The sequence below is a fragment of the Streptosporangium sp. NPDC001681 genome (assembly GCF_040298085.1).
In the GTDB taxonomy this organism is placed as follows: domain Bacteria; phylum Actinomycetota; class Actinomycetes; order Streptosporangiales; family Streptosporangiaceae; genus Streptosporangium.
Window position 1 is genome coordinate 1 of the sequence record NZ_JBEOZN010000039.1, and the last position, 14,699, is coordinate 14,699.

The 14,699-nt window shown below is 70.8% G+C and carries 14 protein-coding genes; 2 read left to right on the top strand and 12 right to left on the bottom strand.

Annotated features, from left to right (window positions below; genetic code table 11):
* Positions 1-150: 150 nt before the first annotated feature.
* The 6 genes from ABT130_RS19265 to ABT130_RS19290 are packed head-to-tail and all read right to left on the bottom strand — an operon-like array spanning position 151 to position 5,666.
* Entirely contained in the window at positions 151-1,083 is a 933-nt protein-coding gene (locus ABT130_RS19265; protein ID WP_350956995.1) for a nucleoside hydrolase, read from the bottom strand.
* A 1-nt stretch (position 1,084) separates the two neighbouring features.
* Positions 1,085-1,834: a glutamine amidotransferase gene (locus ABT130_RS19270; protein WP_350929457.1), complete on the bottom strand. Its 750-nt coding sequence runs from the start codon at positions 1,832-1,834 to the stop codon at positions 1,085-1,087.
* A gap of 10 nt (positions 1,835-1,844) precedes the next feature.
* Positions 1,845-2,897, bottom strand: a complete 1,053-nt coding sequence (locus tag ABT130_RS19275; RefSeq protein WP_350929455.1) for a phosphotriesterase family protein — start codon at positions 2,895-2,897, stop codon at positions 1,845-1,847.
* On the bottom strand, positions 2,894-3,895 hold the full coding sequence (locus tag ABT130_RS19280) for an ABC transporter permease (RefSeq protein WP_030923544.1): 1,002 nt from the start codon (positions 3,893-3,895) through the stop codon (positions 2,894-2,896). Before ABT130_RS19280 ends, ABT130_RS19275 begins: the two co-directional genes overlap by 4 nt.
* Positions 3,892-4,665 carry an ATP-binding cassette domain-containing protein gene (locus ABT130_RS19285; RefSeq protein ID WP_030923543.1) on the bottom strand — a complete coding sequence of 258 codons (774 nt, stop codon included), beginning with the start codon at positions 4,663-4,665 and terminating at the stop codon, positions 3,892-3,894. Before ABT130_RS19285 ends, ABT130_RS19280 begins: the two co-directional genes overlap by 4 nt.
* Before the next feature lie 17 nt (positions 4,666-4,682).
* The gene (locus ABT130_RS19290; protein ID WP_350929452.1) at positions 4,683-5,666 is read right to left on the bottom strand and encodes a substrate-binding domain-containing protein; all 984 of its coding nucleotides are present in this window, start codon (positions 5,664-5,666) and stop codon (positions 4,683-4,685) included.
* 208 nt (positions 5,667-5,874) lie between these two features.
* Here ABT130_RS19290 and ABT130_RS19295 point away from each other — a divergent pair, with 208 nt between their 5' ends.
* Together ABT130_RS19295 and ABT130_RS19300 are read left to right on the top strand one after the other, a co-directional pair.
* Positions 5,875-6,945, top strand: a complete 1,071-nt coding sequence (locus ABT130_RS19295) for a LacI family DNA-binding transcriptional regulator (protein WP_350956997.1) — start codon at positions 5,875-5,877, stop codon at positions 6,943-6,945.
* Positions 6,942-8,033 carry a M20 family metallopeptidase gene (locus ABT130_RS19300; RefSeq protein WP_350956999.1) on the top strand — a complete coding sequence of 364 codons (1,092 nt, stop codon included), beginning with the start codon at positions 6,942-6,944 and terminating at the stop codon, positions 8,031-8,033. The genes ABT130_RS19295 and ABT130_RS19300 overlap by 4 nt, the downstream gene beginning before the upstream one ends.
* A gap of 252 nt (positions 8,034-8,285) precedes the next feature.
* Here the strand turns inward: ABT130_RS19300 and mnhG are convergent, their stop codons facing one another.
* The 6 genes from mnhG to ABT130_RS19330 are packed head-to-tail and all read right to left on the bottom strand — an operon-like array spanning position 8,286 to position 14,649.
* Positions 8,286-8,621: a monovalent cation/H(+) antiporter subunit G gene (gene mnhG / locus ABT130_RS19305; protein WP_350929537.1), complete on the bottom strand. Its 336-nt coding sequence runs from the start codon at positions 8,619-8,621 to the stop codon at positions 8,286-8,288.
* Positions 8,622-8,626: 5 nt separating this feature from the next.
* Positions 8,627-8,887 carry an MrpF/PhaF family protein gene (locus ABT130_RS19310; RefSeq protein ID WP_350929445.1) on the bottom strand — a complete coding sequence of 87 codons (261 nt, stop codon included), beginning with the start codon at positions 8,885-8,887 and terminating at the stop codon, positions 8,627-8,629.
* Positions 8,884-9,444: a Na+/H+ antiporter subunit E gene (locus ABT130_RS19315; protein ID WP_350929443.1), complete on the bottom strand. Its 561-nt coding sequence runs from the start codon at positions 9,442-9,444 to the stop codon at positions 8,884-8,886. Before ABT130_RS19315 ends, ABT130_RS19310 begins: the two co-directional genes overlap by 4 nt.
* On the bottom strand, positions 9,441-11,045 hold the full coding sequence (locus ABT130_RS19320) for a Na+/H+ antiporter subunit D (RefSeq protein WP_350957001.1): 1,605 nt from the start codon (positions 11,043-11,045) through the stop codon (positions 9,441-9,443). The genes ABT130_RS19315 and ABT130_RS19320 overlap by 4 nt, the downstream gene beginning before the upstream one ends.
* The gene (locus ABT130_RS19325; protein WP_350957003.1) at positions 11,045-11,863 is read right to left on the bottom strand and encodes a Na(+)/H(+) antiporter subunit C; all 819 of its coding nucleotides are present in this window, start codon (positions 11,861-11,863) and stop codon (positions 11,045-11,047) included. Before ABT130_RS19325 ends, ABT130_RS19320 begins: the two co-directional genes overlap by 1 nt.
* Entirely contained in the window at positions 11,860-14,649 is a 2,790-nt protein-coding gene (locus ABT130_RS19330; protein ID WP_350929437.1) for a Na+/H+ antiporter subunit A, read from the bottom strand. The genes ABT130_RS19325 and ABT130_RS19330 overlap by 4 nt, the downstream gene beginning before the upstream one ends.
* Positions 14,650-14,699: the final 50 nt, after the last annotated feature.

A 14,699-nucleotide genomic window follows, 5' to 3' on the forward strand; every position in this document is an offset into this window, starting at 1 on the left:
GCGGCCCCCCCCCCCCCCCCCGCCCACCCCCCCCCCCCCGGCCCCCCCGGGCGGGCATCTACCGGGCGCCCCCCGCCCCGGGGTCGGCGCCCCACCTGCACGCGTGGGCGGCCGAAGACCGCGCGGCGGCCCCTGGCCGGTGTCCGGGCGTCAGCCGAGGGTGTCGATCGCACCGATCATGATGTCCCAGAACCGGTCCCGGTCGAGTACGGTTCCGACGTTCGCGTTGGGCTCCCAGTCCATCCGGCCGTGCAGGTCGGCCACGGTGGCGCCCCGGGTGTGCTCACCATCCAGCTCGACCCGCAGACCCACCCGGACATGCGTGAGGACCGCGGGATCGATCAGGTAGGCGACGGTGATCGGATCGTGCAGCGGGGGCGCCTCGAATCCCCAGGTCTGGTGGTAGCTGGAGCCGAAGAAGGTGAGAAGTTCCACGCAGACACGGGCCAGCGGGGTGCCGAGCGCGGCTATGCGGTCGAGCACGTCCGTGGTGACGAGCGCCTGGTGGCTGACGTTGAGCCCCACCCAGGTGGTCGGGATGTCGCTGCCGAGCACCTCCGCCGCGGCCTCCGGGTCGGCGTAGATGTTGAACTCGGCGTAGGGCGTGTGGTTGCCGCGCTCGGTGGAGCCACCCATGATCACGATCTCGCGGATCCGGTCGCGGTCGCCGGGATGGCGGCGCAGCAGCGTGGCGATGTTGGTCAGCGGCCCGATGGCCACGACCGTCACCGGTTCGTCGGCGGCGGCGAGCGTGTCGTGGATGAGCTCGACACCGTGGCGCGGATCGAGGGGCACGTCGGGCTCGCCGAAGGCCGGGCCGTCCAGCCCGCTCTCCCCGTGCACATAGTCGCCGATCTCCAGCGGGCCGGCGAGCGGCCGGTCGCAACCGGCCGCGACCGGCACCCCGGTCACCCCCGCCAGGCTGAGCATCCGCCGCGCGTTGAGGGCGGTCTTCGCCACGGTCTGGTTGCCGGCGACGGTGGTGACCGCGCGCAGGTCGATCGCCGGGTCGGCCACCGCCAGCAGGATGGCCAGGGCGTCGTCGTGCCCCGGATCACAGTCGAGAATCACCGGGATCGGCATGTCAGATCTCCTTCGCCAGCCAGCGCACGGCCCGGGTGAAGAGGGTGCGGTAACCATCCCAGGTGACGAACTCCTCGGGGCACCAGTGCGGGGCGATGTCGGAGGCCCAGGCGAGAGTGCGGCCCGCCCCCGCCTGCCGTACGGCGAGCAGCGGGTCGGCGCCGACGGTGGCGAGCAGCCGGGCGTCCTCGGGGACCTCGAAGCGGTTGTAGCCGAGCAGGTCGGGCCAGTCGGAGGGCAGCCCGTCCACGATGGGATGGGTCGGATCGACGACGACGCCCGGAAGACCCTGCGGGGTCTCCACCCGGTCGTCGTAGGGAGCGATCCGGGCGGGGAGCACCCGCTCCACAGGGGTGCCGCGGAAGGCCGCCTTCGCCTCGATGCCCTGGAAGCTGAGATAGCCACCGGCCATCGCCAGGCCGCCGCCCTGCTCCACCCAGCTCGCCAGCAGGTCGAGCCGGTTCGCCGACTTCCTGCTGTGCAGCCAGGTGTCGGGGTGCAGCAGGATGCTGTTGGCGCCGATGTCGGAGAGCACGACGACGTCGTAGGCCGCCAGCTCCTCGAACGTCCCGGGGAACAGCTTGGGCACGTCGTGCGCGGGTAGATGGTCGACCTCGATGCCGTCCGCCACCAGTACGTCGCGCAGCGGCTCGAAGCCGGTGTGGTAGGTCGTCGTGGTGAACTCGTCGAACCCCTTGTAGTGGGTCGACACGCTCATCCACGACTCGCCGGCGACCAGCACGCGGGTCATATTGTCTCCTTCAGAGGGTCTTCGGGGTGGTGAAGAGCTCGCGCGGGTTGGCGACGAGCAGCCGGTCGGTGTCCTCGGGGGTCAGCCCGTGGTGGTGCAGACGCGGCACGAAATGCGTGAGGATGTGCGCGTAGCCGGTTCCGCCGTACCGGACCAGCATGGTCTTGAGGAACACGTCCTGGGAGAGCAGCAACCGGCCGCCCAGGCCGGCGCGGACCAGCCAGGCGACGGCGGCGGCGTTCTCCTCGTCGCACGGCGACTGGCCCTCGCCGGGGTAGAGGTAGTCCATGCCGCACATGTCGTATCCGAGGTAGGCCCCCCGGGTGGCGAGGGATACCTGGTAGTCGCGCTCACGCAGGCTGGGGTTCAGGTGTGACAGCACGGTGGCCGTGAGGAGGCCGCCCTCCTCGGCGACGACGTCGAGCACCCGGTGGCCGTGCCGTACCCACCCGGGCAGGTGCACCGAGAGCGGCACGCCGGTGCGGGCCTGGGCTCGGGCGGCGCCGCGGAGCACCTTCTCCTCGGCCGGGGTGAAGTCCGGGGAGATCCCGATCTCCCCGATCACCCCGGCACGTACTCCCCCGGCGCCGTCGACCAGATCTCGTTCGATCTCGTCGGCGACGTCGGCGGCGCTCATCCCGCGAACCCGGGCCGGGTGGGTGCGCTCCAGGTAGAAGCCGCAGCCCATCACGATGTTCAGGCCGGTGGCACGGGCGATGCGGACCAGCTCCGCCGGGGCGCGGCCGATGCCCTCCGGGGTGACGTCCAGCACGGTGCGGCCCCCACGGGCCGCGAATCGGGCCACCTCCTCGATCGCCACACCGGTGTCGTCCAGGGACACGTTGTCGCGGGAGAGGTAGGGGTCCAGCCTCAGCCGGCCGAGGAACTCCATCCGCACCGGCGAGCCGGCGATCAGCTCGCCCTCGGCGTCGCCCTCGGGGGCGGGGTGCCAGGCGCTGGCGCCGTCGTTGCGCAGGTGCTCGTGGCAGAGAGTGATGCCGAGCTCGGCGACGGGCACCTCGCCGAGCACCGTGGTCGCGGTCGCGTCGGCCCGGCCGGTCATTTCCGCACCGCGCCGAACCTCGCCCACATTTTGTTGTTGGCGAAGATGGCCAGCAGGAGAATGCTGCCCTGCACGATCTGCACGTAGAACGGCGAGACGTGCAGCAGCACCAGGCCGTTGGCGATGACGCCGAGGGTGAGCGCGCCGAAGATGGTGCCGAGCATGCTGGCCCGTCCGCCGAACAGGCTGGTCCCGCCGAGCACGACGGCCGTGATGACCTCCAGCTCGAACCCGGTGCCCGCGTTCGACGACCCGGAGCTGAGCCGGGTGGCGATCAGCACTCCGGCAAGCGCGGCGGCCAGGCCGGCCAGCACGTAGACGGTGAGCCCGACCCTGCGGGTGTTCACACCGGTACGGCGCAGCGACTCACCGTTGGAGCCGAGACCGACCACGTAGCGGCCGAACGGCGTGCGTGTCAGGACCAGCCAGCCGAGCAGCGCGATCACCACGGCGAGGATGGCCGGCACCGGCACTCCGGCGATGCGGCCCTGGCCGAGCTGGACGATCCACAACTCACCGTCGATCGGAGTGGAGTACCCCTCGGTCGCGCGCAGGGCGGTGCCCCGCAGGATCGAGAGCATGGCCAAGGTGACGATGAACGCCGGGATGCCCTGGTAGGAGGAGAACCAGCCGTTGACGAACCCGATCGCCGCGCCGAGCGCGAGGATCGCGATGAGCGCGAGGGTAGGGTCCCAGCCCTGCTGCAGGACGATCGCCAGCAACGATCCGGACAGCGCGACCGTCGAGCCGACCGACAGGTCGATGCCGGCGGTGCTGATCACGAAGGTCATCGCGACCGCGACGATCAGGGTCGGGGAGATCTGCCGGATCAGGTTGAGCAGGTTGCCGACGCTGGCGAAGCGGTCGGCGGAGAACGAGAAGAAGATCAGCAGCAGGACCAGCACGGCCCCGATGGCGATGGTCTGGGCGTGGCTGCCGATGTGTGCGGTGAGGCGGGCCGATCGGGTGGTGACCACCCTCTCACTGGTGACGGTCATGACCGCGCTCCCTCGGGCTGGTCGTGGGCGACGATCTCCGACACGAGCCGCTCCAGGCTGGTGGTGCGGGCGTCGAGGTCGGCGCGGAGCGTCCCCTCGTACATCACGCAGAGCCGGTCGCAGACCCGGAACAGGTCCTGGAGGCGGTGGGTGATCAGAATCACCGAGACCCCCTGGGAGGAGACGGTCTTGATCAGTTCCAGCACGGTCTCGACCTCGGCGACGGCGAGCGCGGCCGTGGGCTCGTCGAGGATGAGCAGCTTGGGGCCGAAGGTGACCGCGCGGGCGATGGCGACCGCCTGCCGCTGGCCGCCGGAGAGCCCTCCCACCGGGATGTCGGTGAGGGGGATCCGGATGTTGAGCGCGTCGAGTTGCCGGCGCGCGTCCTCGTGCATCCGCTTGATGTCCAGCAGCAGGCCACCGGCCCGGCGCGGTTCACGGCCGAGGAACAGATTGCCCGCCACGTCGATGTCGTCGCAGAGCGCGAGGTCCTGGTAGACCATCTCGATCCCCAGCTCGCGAGCGTCGCGGGGGGTGGCGAAGGACACCTGGCGGCCATCGAAGACGATCTGCCCGGAGTCCGGCACGACGGTGCCCGCCAGCACCTTCATCAGGGTGGACTTGCCGGCGGCGTTGTCGCCGACCAGTCCCACCACCTCGCCCGCACCGACCCGCAGATTGGCCCCGCGCAGTGCGTCGACCATTCCGTAGCGTTTGCGGATGTCGCGCATGACCACACGGTCCGCGCCGGTCGCCTCGTAGTCGGTCATAGGGGTCTCTCCGCCGCTCACTTGAACGTGGAACGGTACTTGTCGACGTTTTCCTGGGTCACGATCGTGACGGGCACATCAATGGTCTTCTTGGCCTGCGCGCCACCGACCAGCGCCTTGACCTCCTTGACCGCCTCGTAGCCCTCGGTCCTGGGGTCCTGCTGCACGACTCCGGCGACGAAGCCGGCGTCGATGCCGCCGATCGCTTCCGCGGTGAGGTCCCAGCCGAAGACCTTGACCCGGTCGCTCGCGTTCTGCGACTTCACCGCGGCCACCGTGCCGAGCAGCGCGGGCTCCCCGGTGGCGTACACGGCCGTGAGGTCCGAGCGCGAGGTGAGCAGGTTCTCGGCGGCGGCCAGGGCGGCCTCCTGCTTGTTCTGCCCGTCCACGGTCTGGACGATCTTGGCGCCGGCCGCCTCGACGGTCGAGTTGAAGCCGTCCTTGCGCACGTTCTGGATGAAGGAGTTGAGCGCGCCGACCACGCCGATGTTCGGCGCGGCCACATTCTGCTTCTTGGCCCACTCGTTGACGAACGTGCCCATCTGCTTGGCCGCGTCCTCGTTGTCCACGCCCACCTGGGTGTCGACCGCCGGGGAGTCCACGATCGCGTCGACGGCCACGACCTTCAGTCCCGCGTCCTTGGCGATCTTGACGGCGGGCTTGATGCCTTCGACGTCGATGGCCACCACGATGACGCCGTCGAACTGCTGCTGGACGAAGTTGTCGATGGCCTCGTTCTGCTTCACCGGGTCGTCGTTGGCATTGAAGATCGTGAGGTCGACGCCCGCCTCCTTCGCGGCCTGCTGGGCGCCGGCGTTCATCTCGTTGAAGAAGATCGCCTGCTGGTTGATCTGCACCAGGCCGATCTTCGGCTTTTCTCCGCCGTCGGCCGAGGGCGCGGCGTCGGAAGCGTCCGTGCCGCCACATGCCGCGGCCAGCAGGCCGGTGGCAAGGATCGCCGTGACGGCGGTCAGGCGGGTGAAGCGAGTCGGTCGTGCCATCGAATCAGCCTTTCGAGACGCTGATACAGCGGGGGGTTGGTAATCGATTACCAATGTCCGGGGATGGTAGCCACCAGGGCAAACTCCCGTCAAGGTGACGTAAGGCCGCGGACGCTCTATGGTTCTAACAACCCGCACATGAGCGAGCTCACATGACGGGGAGGCGGCCGGTTATCCTCAGCGCGACCAGGGAAATCGATTACACAACATGGGCGTGACAATCCACGACGTGGCCAGAGCGGCCGGCGTCTCCGTGGCCTCGGCCTCGCGTGCCCTGTCCGGGCGTCGCAAGGTCACCGCCGAGGTGGCCGAGCGGGTGACCCGGGCCGCCACCGAACTGGGCTACCGGCCGAACGCCATCGCCAAGGCACTGCGCGACCAGACCACCGGAACAATCGGCATGATCGTTCCCGGCATCGGCAACCCGTTCTTCACCACGATCGTCGAGTCGGTGGAGCATCAGCTCCAGGAGACCGGACATGACCTGCTGCTGTGCGCCTCCCTGTACACACCCGAGATCGAGGCCCGGCGGCTGAACACGCTGCTGGCCCGGCGGGTGGACGGCCTGATCATCAGCCCGTGCGACTTCGAGGCCAGCGCGCCGGCCGTGCTGAACGCGGCCCGGCAGGTGCCCCTGGTACAGGTGGACCGCTACATCGAGGGCGGCGGAGCCGACTGGGTCGGCGTGGACGACGACTCGGCGCTGGCCCAGGCGGTCGACCACGTGGTCGCCGGAGGAGCACGCTCCGTCGTCTTCGTCAGCAGCCGCCTGATGAACTCCTCCGCGAGGTTGCGGCTGGCCGGCTTCCAGCTCGCCACAGCCCGTGCCGGGATCGCCTCCCTGCCGCCGCTGCTCGGCGAGTTCACCCTCGCCTGGGGCTTCGAGGCCGGGCAGGCACTGCTCGCCGGCGACGCCCTGCCGGACGCGGTGGTCTGCGGAAACGACGAGATCGCGGTCGGCCTGCTGCGGGCACTGCGGCTCGGCGGTGTGCGGGTTCCCGAGGAGATATCGGTGGTGGGGTTCGACGACGTCGGCCACGCGGCGATGTGCGACCCGCCGCTCACCACGGTGCGCCAGCCCGTGGAGGAGATGGCGGCCGAGGCGGTACGCCTGCTGAACCAGGTACGGGTGGGCGATCCACGGCCCGCGCAGCGCATCGCGATCGCCCCCCGGCTCGTCGTACGGCAGACCAGCCGCCCCGTGACCAGGGGCGTGGTCACCGCCGGAGCCGGAGGAACCATGACCGGGGACGGTCAGGAAGACAAGGAAACGACATGACCGACGTCGTGGAACTGACCCGCGAGCTGATCAGGATCGACTCGGTGGGCGGTGGCGAGGCCGCGGTCGCCGAGCCGCTCGCCCGCAGGCTGGAGGCCGCCGGTTTCGAGGTGCGGGCGCACGACCACGCGCCCGGCCGTACCGGACTGGTGGCCCGGTGGGGAACGGGCATGCCCGTCACCCTCACCGGTCACCTCGACACGGTTCCGCTGGGCGGCCAGGCGTGGACGCACGAGCCGCACGCCGCGGAGGTGGACGGCGACCGGCTCTACGGGCGGGGGTCGAGCGACATGAAGGCCGGAGTGGCCGCGCTGGTCGTCGCCGCCGAGCGGCACGCGCGCGGGCCGGGCCGCCGGGTGGCGCTGGAGATCGTCCTCACCGCGGGAGAGGAGACCGGCTGCGAGGGCGCGATCGACATGATCGCCCGTGGGCTGGTCAGCCGATCCCGGGGGCTGCTGGTGGCCGAGCCCACCGCGAACCGCGCCCTGCTCGGGCACAAGGGCGCGCTCTGGCTGAAGGCGACCGCCCAAGGCCGGACCGCTCACGGCTCGATGCCCCACCTGGGTGACAACGCGATCTACAAGCTGGCCCGTGCCATCGGCGCCGTCGAGCGCTTCGATCCCGGCGTTCCCCCCCACCCCTGGCTCGGCGCGCCGACCGCGAACGTGGGGACCGTACACGGCGGGATCAACGTGAACTCCGTCCCCGACCTCGCCGAAGCGACCGTCGACATACGCACGGTCACCGGCCAGGACCACGCGGAGCTACGCGAGCGGCTCCGGGAGAGGCTCGGCGGGGAGACCTCGCTGGAGGTGCTGACCGACCTGCCCTCGGTGTGGACCGACCCGGACGACCCCTTCGTGCGGGCCCTGCTCACCGCGGGGGCCCGCCCCCCGGGCGACCGACCGGCCGCCAGCTACTTCACCGACGCCTCGGTGCTGGTCGCCGCCTGCGGCGGAGTACCCACCGTGATCTGCGGCCCCGGGGAGCCGGAGCAGGCACACGTCACCGACGAGTACTGCGAGACTCCCCGGATCGAGGAGGCCGTCGAGATCTACACCGGCGCCCTGGCGGGGTTGCCGTCGTAACAAAAATCGGGGGAATTTGCCTGACCTGCGGTAACGCAGCCGGTCAGGTGCGCACCTGGAGCTCGGTGAACTCAGCCTCGGCCCGTGCGACGACGTCCGGATACACCTCGCGCTCGGTGTGTTCGGCCAAGGCCCGGTGGACGCCTGCCGGACTCGGGTTCCGCCTCCGCCGGTGCGATGTCCACCCACGTTCGCCGGACGGCCGGGACCGTCCGGCGAACCGGTGAGGACTCGCTGACACCTGACAGAGCACTACTGGGCGCGAGCGTCGCCGGGAGACGGTACGGCCGTGCCGTCGTCGCCGTCGTCCTGCGGCTTCGCGGTGAGATAGGCGGCCCTTCCCACCATGTAGGCGGCCACCGCGGCCGTCACCACCTGGTAGACGGCGACCAGGATGATGACGCCGGCGATCTTCCAGCTGGGGTCGCGCAGCCACATGGCGAGCAGGATGAGGTGAAGGCCGAGCACCTGGGGCTTGGTCGCCGCGTGCATGCGCGCCAGGGTGCCGGGGAACCTGACCATGCCCACCCCCGCCGCGAACGCCAGCGTCGCCCCCAGCAGCAGGCAGACGGCCGCGGCCACGTCCATCGCGGTCACCGGGCACGCCCGGAGAAGAACCTGGCCAGCGATACCGAGCCGACGAACCCCAGCAGGGAGAGCACCAGCAGCACGGGCAGCATCGAGTACTCCCGGTAGGTCGCCGCCCCCGCCCCGATCGCGCAGATGACGACGGCGGTGAGCACGTCCAGCGCGACGGCGCGGTCCAGCATCGTCGGACCGCGCACCAGGCGGTAGAGCGTCATCGCCGCCGCGGCGGCGAGCAGTCCCAGAGCGATCAGGTAAACCGTCGTCATCGCACCTCCTCCTGATCCGCGCGAGTGCCGAAGGCGGCCACGATGCGGTTCTCCAACCGGGTCACGTCATCCTGGGTGACCTGGCTGACCGTCGACGGGTCACCGGGTACGCCGAGCACGTGGAGCAGGAGCGTTCTCTCCCGGACGTTCGCCTCCAGCACCAGGCTGCCCGGCAGCGCCGACAGCGCCACCGTCACCAGCACCGCCATCGACTCCGACGAGGCGCGCAGTCTCACCTCGACGAACTGGACCGGCGGCGGTTTGCCCAGTCTCAGCGCCCAGAAGGCCACCCGGAAGCTGGAGATCACCATGTCCCGTAAGAAGCGGATGAGGAACAGCAGGATCTTGACAGGGTGGAGCCGGATGCCGGTGTCCTGGATCGGTAGGGGCAGCAGCCACACGAGGACCAGCCCGGCCAGCAGGCCGCCGAGCACGTTGCCCACGCTCAGGTCTCCCCAGAGCAGCAGCCAGATCAGCGTCAGCCAGAGCACCTGCGGCAGCGGCACGGGCCTGCCCAGCAGCCGCAGCACCGTGAACGTCGGGCGGGGCTCGTTCACCGCTCACCGCCGAGCACCGCGGAGATGTACGGTTCGCGGGCCAGCAGTTCCTCCGCGGCCCGCTCCGACAGGGCGGACAGCGGGCCGGCCAGCACGGTGAAGGACAGGGCCAGCGCCACCAGGGCGGCCGTGGAGGCGAACATGAGCTTCGGCATGGTGACGGAGGTGACGATCGCCTCGTCGGCGGCCCCGGCGGCGGGCTTCGGGTCCGCTCCGTCCCTGTCCTCCTGGGTGTCCTCCTGGGTCTCCAGCACGGTTCCCCCCTCGGTGACCATTCCCGCGGGCGGCACCCGCCAGAACGCCTTGTTCCAGGTCGTGGCCACCGCGTACAGGGTGAGCAGGCTGGTCACCAGCCCTCCGGCGACCAGGGTCAGGGCCATCGGACCGCCGTTCGCCACTCCCGCCTGGATCAACCCGAGCTTGCCCAGGAAGCCTGACATCGGCGGGATGCCCGCCAGGTTCATCGCGGGCACGAAGAAGAGCACCGCGATCACGGGTGTCAGTTTCGCCAGACCGCCGAGACCCTCCAGGGAGGTGGTGCCGGTGCGGCGCTCGATCATGCCGGTCACCAGGAACAGGCTCGTCTGCACGGTGATGTGGTGGGCCACGTAGAAGATGGCCCCCGCCATGCCCTGGACGCTGAACAGGGCGACTCCGAACACCATGTAGCCGATATGGCTGACCAGGGTGAAGGAGAGCATCCGTTTTATGTCGGTCTGCGCCACCGCCCCGAGCACCCCGACGAGCATGGTCAGCAGCGCCGCCCACATCAGTATGCCGCCCACCGGACCGCCCGGGAACAGCAGTGCCTCCAGCCGGATGATCGAGTAGACGCCGACCTTGGTGAGCAGCCCGGCGAAGAGCGCCGTCGCGGGGGCGGGCGCGGTCGGATACGAGTCGGGCAGCCACGCCGACATCGGGAAGATCGCGGCCTTGACCACGAAGACCAGCAGAAGCGTCAACTCGACCAGCAGCCTGACATGCTGGGGCAGCACCGAGAAGCGCTCGGCCAGCTGCGCCAGCGACACGGTGCCCGTGGCGCCGTAGGTCACCGCGATCGCGACCAGGAACAGCAGTGACGAGGCCAGTCCTATCACCGTGTAGGTGGCGCCCGCCCGGATGCGGGACTCGGTCCCGCCGAAGGTCAGCAGCACGTACGAGCCGCCGAGCAGCATCTCGAACCCGACGAAGAGGTTGAACAGGTCCCCGGAGAGGAAGGCGTCCGACACTCCGGCGACCATGATCAGGTAAGCCGGGTGGAAGATCGACAGTGAGGCCTTGTACTCCTGGTCGGCCCAGGACTGGGAGAGCGAGTAGATCATCACGCAGAGCGTCACCGCGGAGGAGACCGCCAGCATCAGCGTGGAGAGCCGGTCGGCGACGAGCGCGATGCCGATCTGCCCGCCCCAGCCCCCGGCGTGGGCCACCAGCGGCCCCTGCCGATCCGCCGCGAACAGCAGGACCAGCGACACGAGCAGCACCACCGTGAGCGTGCCCACGCTGATGAGCGCCTGCAACCTGCGCAGCCTCTGGCCGATGGCCAGCTTGAGACCGACGGCCAGCAGCGGCAGCACCACGGGCACCGGGATCAGCGCCTCCATCAGTCCTCCCCCTCCAGCTCGGGATCTTCCGCCCTGGCCTGTCGTGCCCGGTCCTCCCGGATCGCGGCGCGCATCTGCCTGCGGGCGTCGCGCTGGCGGGCGCGGAGCCGCTTGCGGATCTCACGCTCGCGCGCCGCCTGCTCCCGCTGCCTGCGGTCGAACTCGGCGCGCACCTCCCGGAGGCGCCTCTCCCGGCCCTCCTTGGAGACGTCCTCCGCCTGCTGGGCCTCGGCGAAACGCTCGGCGAGCCGCTCGGCGGACAGGCCGTCGTTCTTGTGCTCCTGCAACCAGTGGCCCAGGTCGACGTTGACGTCCAGGATCCGCTGCTCCAGTTCCTCGGCCTCCCGGCGCTCCCACTCGTGGTGTTCCTCCTCCAGCCGGGCCAGCTCGGCGCGCTGCTCGCGGACCAGCCGCTGGTACGCCGCCTGCCGGTCGAGCACGGCCTGGCTCAGCTCGCCTCGCCTGGCGCGCAGCCGCACCCGGCGGTCCTCGGTGTCGTCCTGCACCTCGTCGGCACCGGTGAGCTGCCAGGATCGATGGATCATGGCAAGCAGGAAGGCGGTGACGCCCAGCGTGAGGACGATGGAGGTGAGCACCATGGCCTGCGGCAGCGGGTCGGCCATCCGCTCCGGGGCGGAGGCGCCCAGGATCGGCGGTTCTCCCGGCGGCCCGCCCACGGTGAGGATCAGCAGGTTCACCCCGTTGCTGAGCAGGATGACGCCGGCCAGCAGCCGGACCAGGCTCCGCTCCAGCAGCAGCGTGACCCCCGCGGCCACGAGCACGGCGACCACCAGGAGCGGCAGCACGGGCGCGGTCACCGGCCCTCCCCCTCGTCGATCTGCCGATCCAGCTCGGCGCCCAGGCTGCGCAGGATGTCCCGCACCATGCCGATCACCGTGATGTAGACCCCGAGGTCGAACAGGAGCACCGTCGACAGGTGCAGCTTGCCGACCAGCGGGACGTACAGGTCGGCGGAGAGCATGTCCAGCACTCCGGCGCCGCCCAGCAGCCCCACCAGCGCGGTGAGCGTGGACAGCAGGAGCCCCAGCCCGATCATCACCCCGGGGGCGACCGGTGCGGCGGCGGCCAGCTCGTACCTGCCTCCGGCGAGGTAGCGCAGGACCAGGGCGAGGCCGGCCACGATGCCTCCGGCGAACCCGCCGCCCACCCCGCTGTGCCCGGTGAACAGCAGGAAGACCGAGACCAGCATCACGGTGTGGAAGGTCACCCGGGCCACGAACTCAAGGACCACCGTCCGCTGCCCCGGCGGCAGGGTGGTCGCCAGCCAGTACGTCCGGGGCTCCTCCCCGGTTCTCTCCGGCGGGGATTGCGGCGCGTACGAGCGGCTGCGCAGGAAGATCAGGCCGGTCATGCCGAGGGTGAGCACGACGAGCACGGAGCTCTCCCCCATGGTGTCCCAGGCCCTGATGTCGACCAGAAGCGCGCTGACGATGTTGGCGGCCCCGGCCTCCTTCGCCGCTTCGGCCATCAGCGTGCCGATCGGTGTCGCCTGCCGCGCGTTCATCGCGAACATGCCGGCCCCCGCCACCACGACACCGCTCACGATGCCGAGGGTGAGCCGCGCGCCGAACGACAGCCGTCCCCGCTCCTCCCTCGGTCCGAGGGGAAGCCTCCGCAGCACCAGCACGAACACGACCAGGCTCAGCGTCTCGACGAGGAACTGGGTCAGCGCCAGGTCGGGCGCGCCGTGGACGAGGAAGAGCAGCGCCGTGCCGTACCCGGTCAGGCCGGCCACCAGCACGAGCACGATGTGGGAGCGCACCCTGAGCGCGATGGCCGTCGCGGCGATGATGAGCACGCCGATGACGGGCTGCTCGATGCGGTCCCAGGCCACCACGTCCAGCCGGAGGTCGGGTCCGGGGCCGTACGCCAGCGAGAAGACCCCCACCGCCGCCACCGAGACGAATGCGATCATGAGGTAGTCGGGCAGCGAGCCGCGCTGGACGACGCCGGTCAGCTGCAGGGAGAAACGTTCCAGCCCGCGGACCAGACCCCAGTAGGCCCGGCCGGAATCGATCACATGCAGGGCCTCCCCGATCCGCGCCAGCGGTTTCCTGGCCAGGAAGAGGAGCGCTCCACCCGCCAGCGCGACGGCCGAGAGCAGCAGCGGCACCGGGGCGCCGCTCCACAGCGCGAGGTGGGTGCCGTGGCCGGGCCCGGGGAAGGTGTCGGTGTAGCTCCGCATCGCCTCGCCGTACCGTGCGGCGAACGGGGCGACGGCGAGGCCGAGCACGGAGAGCAGCGCGGGCGGCAGGAACAGCGCGGCGCCGAAGGAGTGCACGGACACCGGCTCGACACCGGGCTTGGCGGCGAAGGCGCCCCATAGGAAACGCGCGCTGTAGCCGGCGGTGAGCGCCGACCCGAGGACGACTCCGGCGAGCACCACCGTGTCGATGCCCCGTCCGGTCAGCAGCGACTCGAAGGCGGCCTCCTTACCGGCGAACCCCAGGAACATCGGGATGCCCGCCATCGAGGCGGCGGCTCCGGTGGCGACCGCGGCCAGCCACGGCGCCGAGCGCCGCAGGCCGCTCAGCTCTCGCAGGTCGCGGGTGCCCGTGGCGTGGTCGATGATGCCGACGACCAGGAAGAGGGAGGCTTTGAACAGCGCGTGCGCGAGCAGCATCCCGACCCCGGCGATCGCGGTGTCGCGGGTGCCCGCGCCGAACAGCACCGTCAGGAAACCCAGCTGGCTCACCGTGCCGTAGGCGAGCAGCTTCTTGAGGTCGTGCTCGCGCAGCGCCCGCCAGGCGCAGAGCAGCATGGTGAGCAGGCCCAGGGGTACGGCGGTCCACCGCCAGGCGGCGAGCTCCCCGAAAGCCGGGCCCAGGCGGGCGAGCAGGTAGATTCCCGCCTTCACCATCGCCGCGGCGTGCAGGTAGGCCGAGACCGGGGTCGGCGCGGCCATCGCGGCGGGCAGCCACATGCTGAACGGGAAGACCGCCGACTTCGACAGCGCGCCGACCAGGATCAGCACCACCGCCACCGCCACCAGGCCGCCGGACGGCGGGCTCTGCACGATCCGCGAGATGCGGTACGTTCCCGCCGCCTCGCCGAGCATGACCATGCCGCCCAGCATCGCCAGGCCACCGGACGTGGTGACGATCAGCGCCTGCATCGCGGCGCGGCGGCTGGTCCTGCTGGCGGGGTCGTGGCCGATCATCAGGTAGGAGAAGACCGTGGTCAGCTCCCAGAACACGTACAGCAGCAGCAGGTCGTCCGCGACCACCAGCCCGAGCATCGCCCCGGCGAAGGCGACGAGCACCCCGGCGAACCGGCCCAGCCCCTCGGCGCCCGCGGAGAAGTAACGCGAGCAGTACAGCACGACCAGCGCGCCCACGCCCGTGACCAGGGCCATCATCAGCAGGGCCAGCGCGTCGGCGCGGAAGGACAGCCCCAGGCCGAGGCCGGGCGCCCAGTCGTGGTGCGACTCGACGGGAACGCCGGTCAGGGCGATCCAGATCGTGTAGCCGAACCCGCAGGCCGGCGGCACGGCGAGCATGAGGAACGCGGCCCTGCCGAAGCGGCGCACCAGCGCCGGAGCGAGCACCGCCGCCACGGCGTGCAGGATCAGCAGCGGCTCCATTTTCCCCCGTGACCCGTCGTGGCAGACGTACGCCAGGATCCTAAAAGGCG

Excerpts from the sequence above, each read along its gene's own strand:
- ABT130_RS19265 (WP_350956995.1), bottom strand. The coding sequence starts at position 1,083 with ATGCCGATCCCGGTGATTCTCGACTGTGATCCGGGGCACGACGACGCC.
- ABT130_RS19270 (WP_350929457.1), bottom strand. The coding sequence starts at position 1,834 with ATGACCCGCGTGCTGGTCGCCGGCGAGTCGTGGATGAGCGTGTCGACC.
- ABT130_RS19275 (WP_350929455.1), bottom strand. The coding sequence starts at position 2,897 with ATGACCGGCCGGGCCGACGCGACCGCGACCACGGTGCTCGGCGAGGTG.
- ABT130_RS19280 (WP_030923544.1), bottom strand. The coding sequence starts at position 3,895 with ATGACCGTCACCAGTGAGAGGGTGGTCACCACCCGATCGGCCCGCCTC.
- ABT130_RS19285 (WP_030923543.1), bottom strand. The coding sequence starts at position 4,665 with ATGACCGACTACGAGGCGACCGGCGCGGACCGTGTGGTCATGCGCGAC.
- ABT130_RS19290 (WP_350929452.1), bottom strand. The coding sequence starts at position 5,666 with ATGGCACGACCGACTCGCTTCACCCGCCTGACCGCCGTCACGGCGATC.
- ABT130_RS19295 (WP_350956997.1), top strand. The coding sequence starts at position 5,875 with ATGGGCGTGACAATCCACGACGTGGCCAGAGCGGCCGGCGTCTCCGTG.
- ABT130_RS19300 (WP_350956999.1), top strand. The coding sequence starts at position 6,942 with ATGACCGACGTCGTGGAACTGACCCGCGAGCTGATCAGGATCGACTCG.
- mnhG (WP_350929537.1), bottom strand. The coding sequence starts at position 8,621 with ATGGACGTGGCCGCGGCCGTCTGCCTGCTGCTGGGGGCGACGCTGGCG.
- ABT130_RS19310 (WP_350929445.1), bottom strand. The coding sequence starts at position 8,887 with ATGACGACGGTTTACCTGATCGCTCTGGGACTGCTCGCCGCCGCGGCG.
- ABT130_RS19320 (WP_350957001.1), bottom strand. The coding sequence starts at position 11,045 with ATGGAGGCGCTGATCCCGGTGCCCGTGGTGCTGCCGCTGCTGGCCGTC.
- ABT130_RS19330 (WP_350929437.1), bottom strand. The coding sequence starts at position 14,649 with ATGGAGCCGCTGCTGATCCTGCACGCCGTGGCGGCGGTGCTCGCTCCG.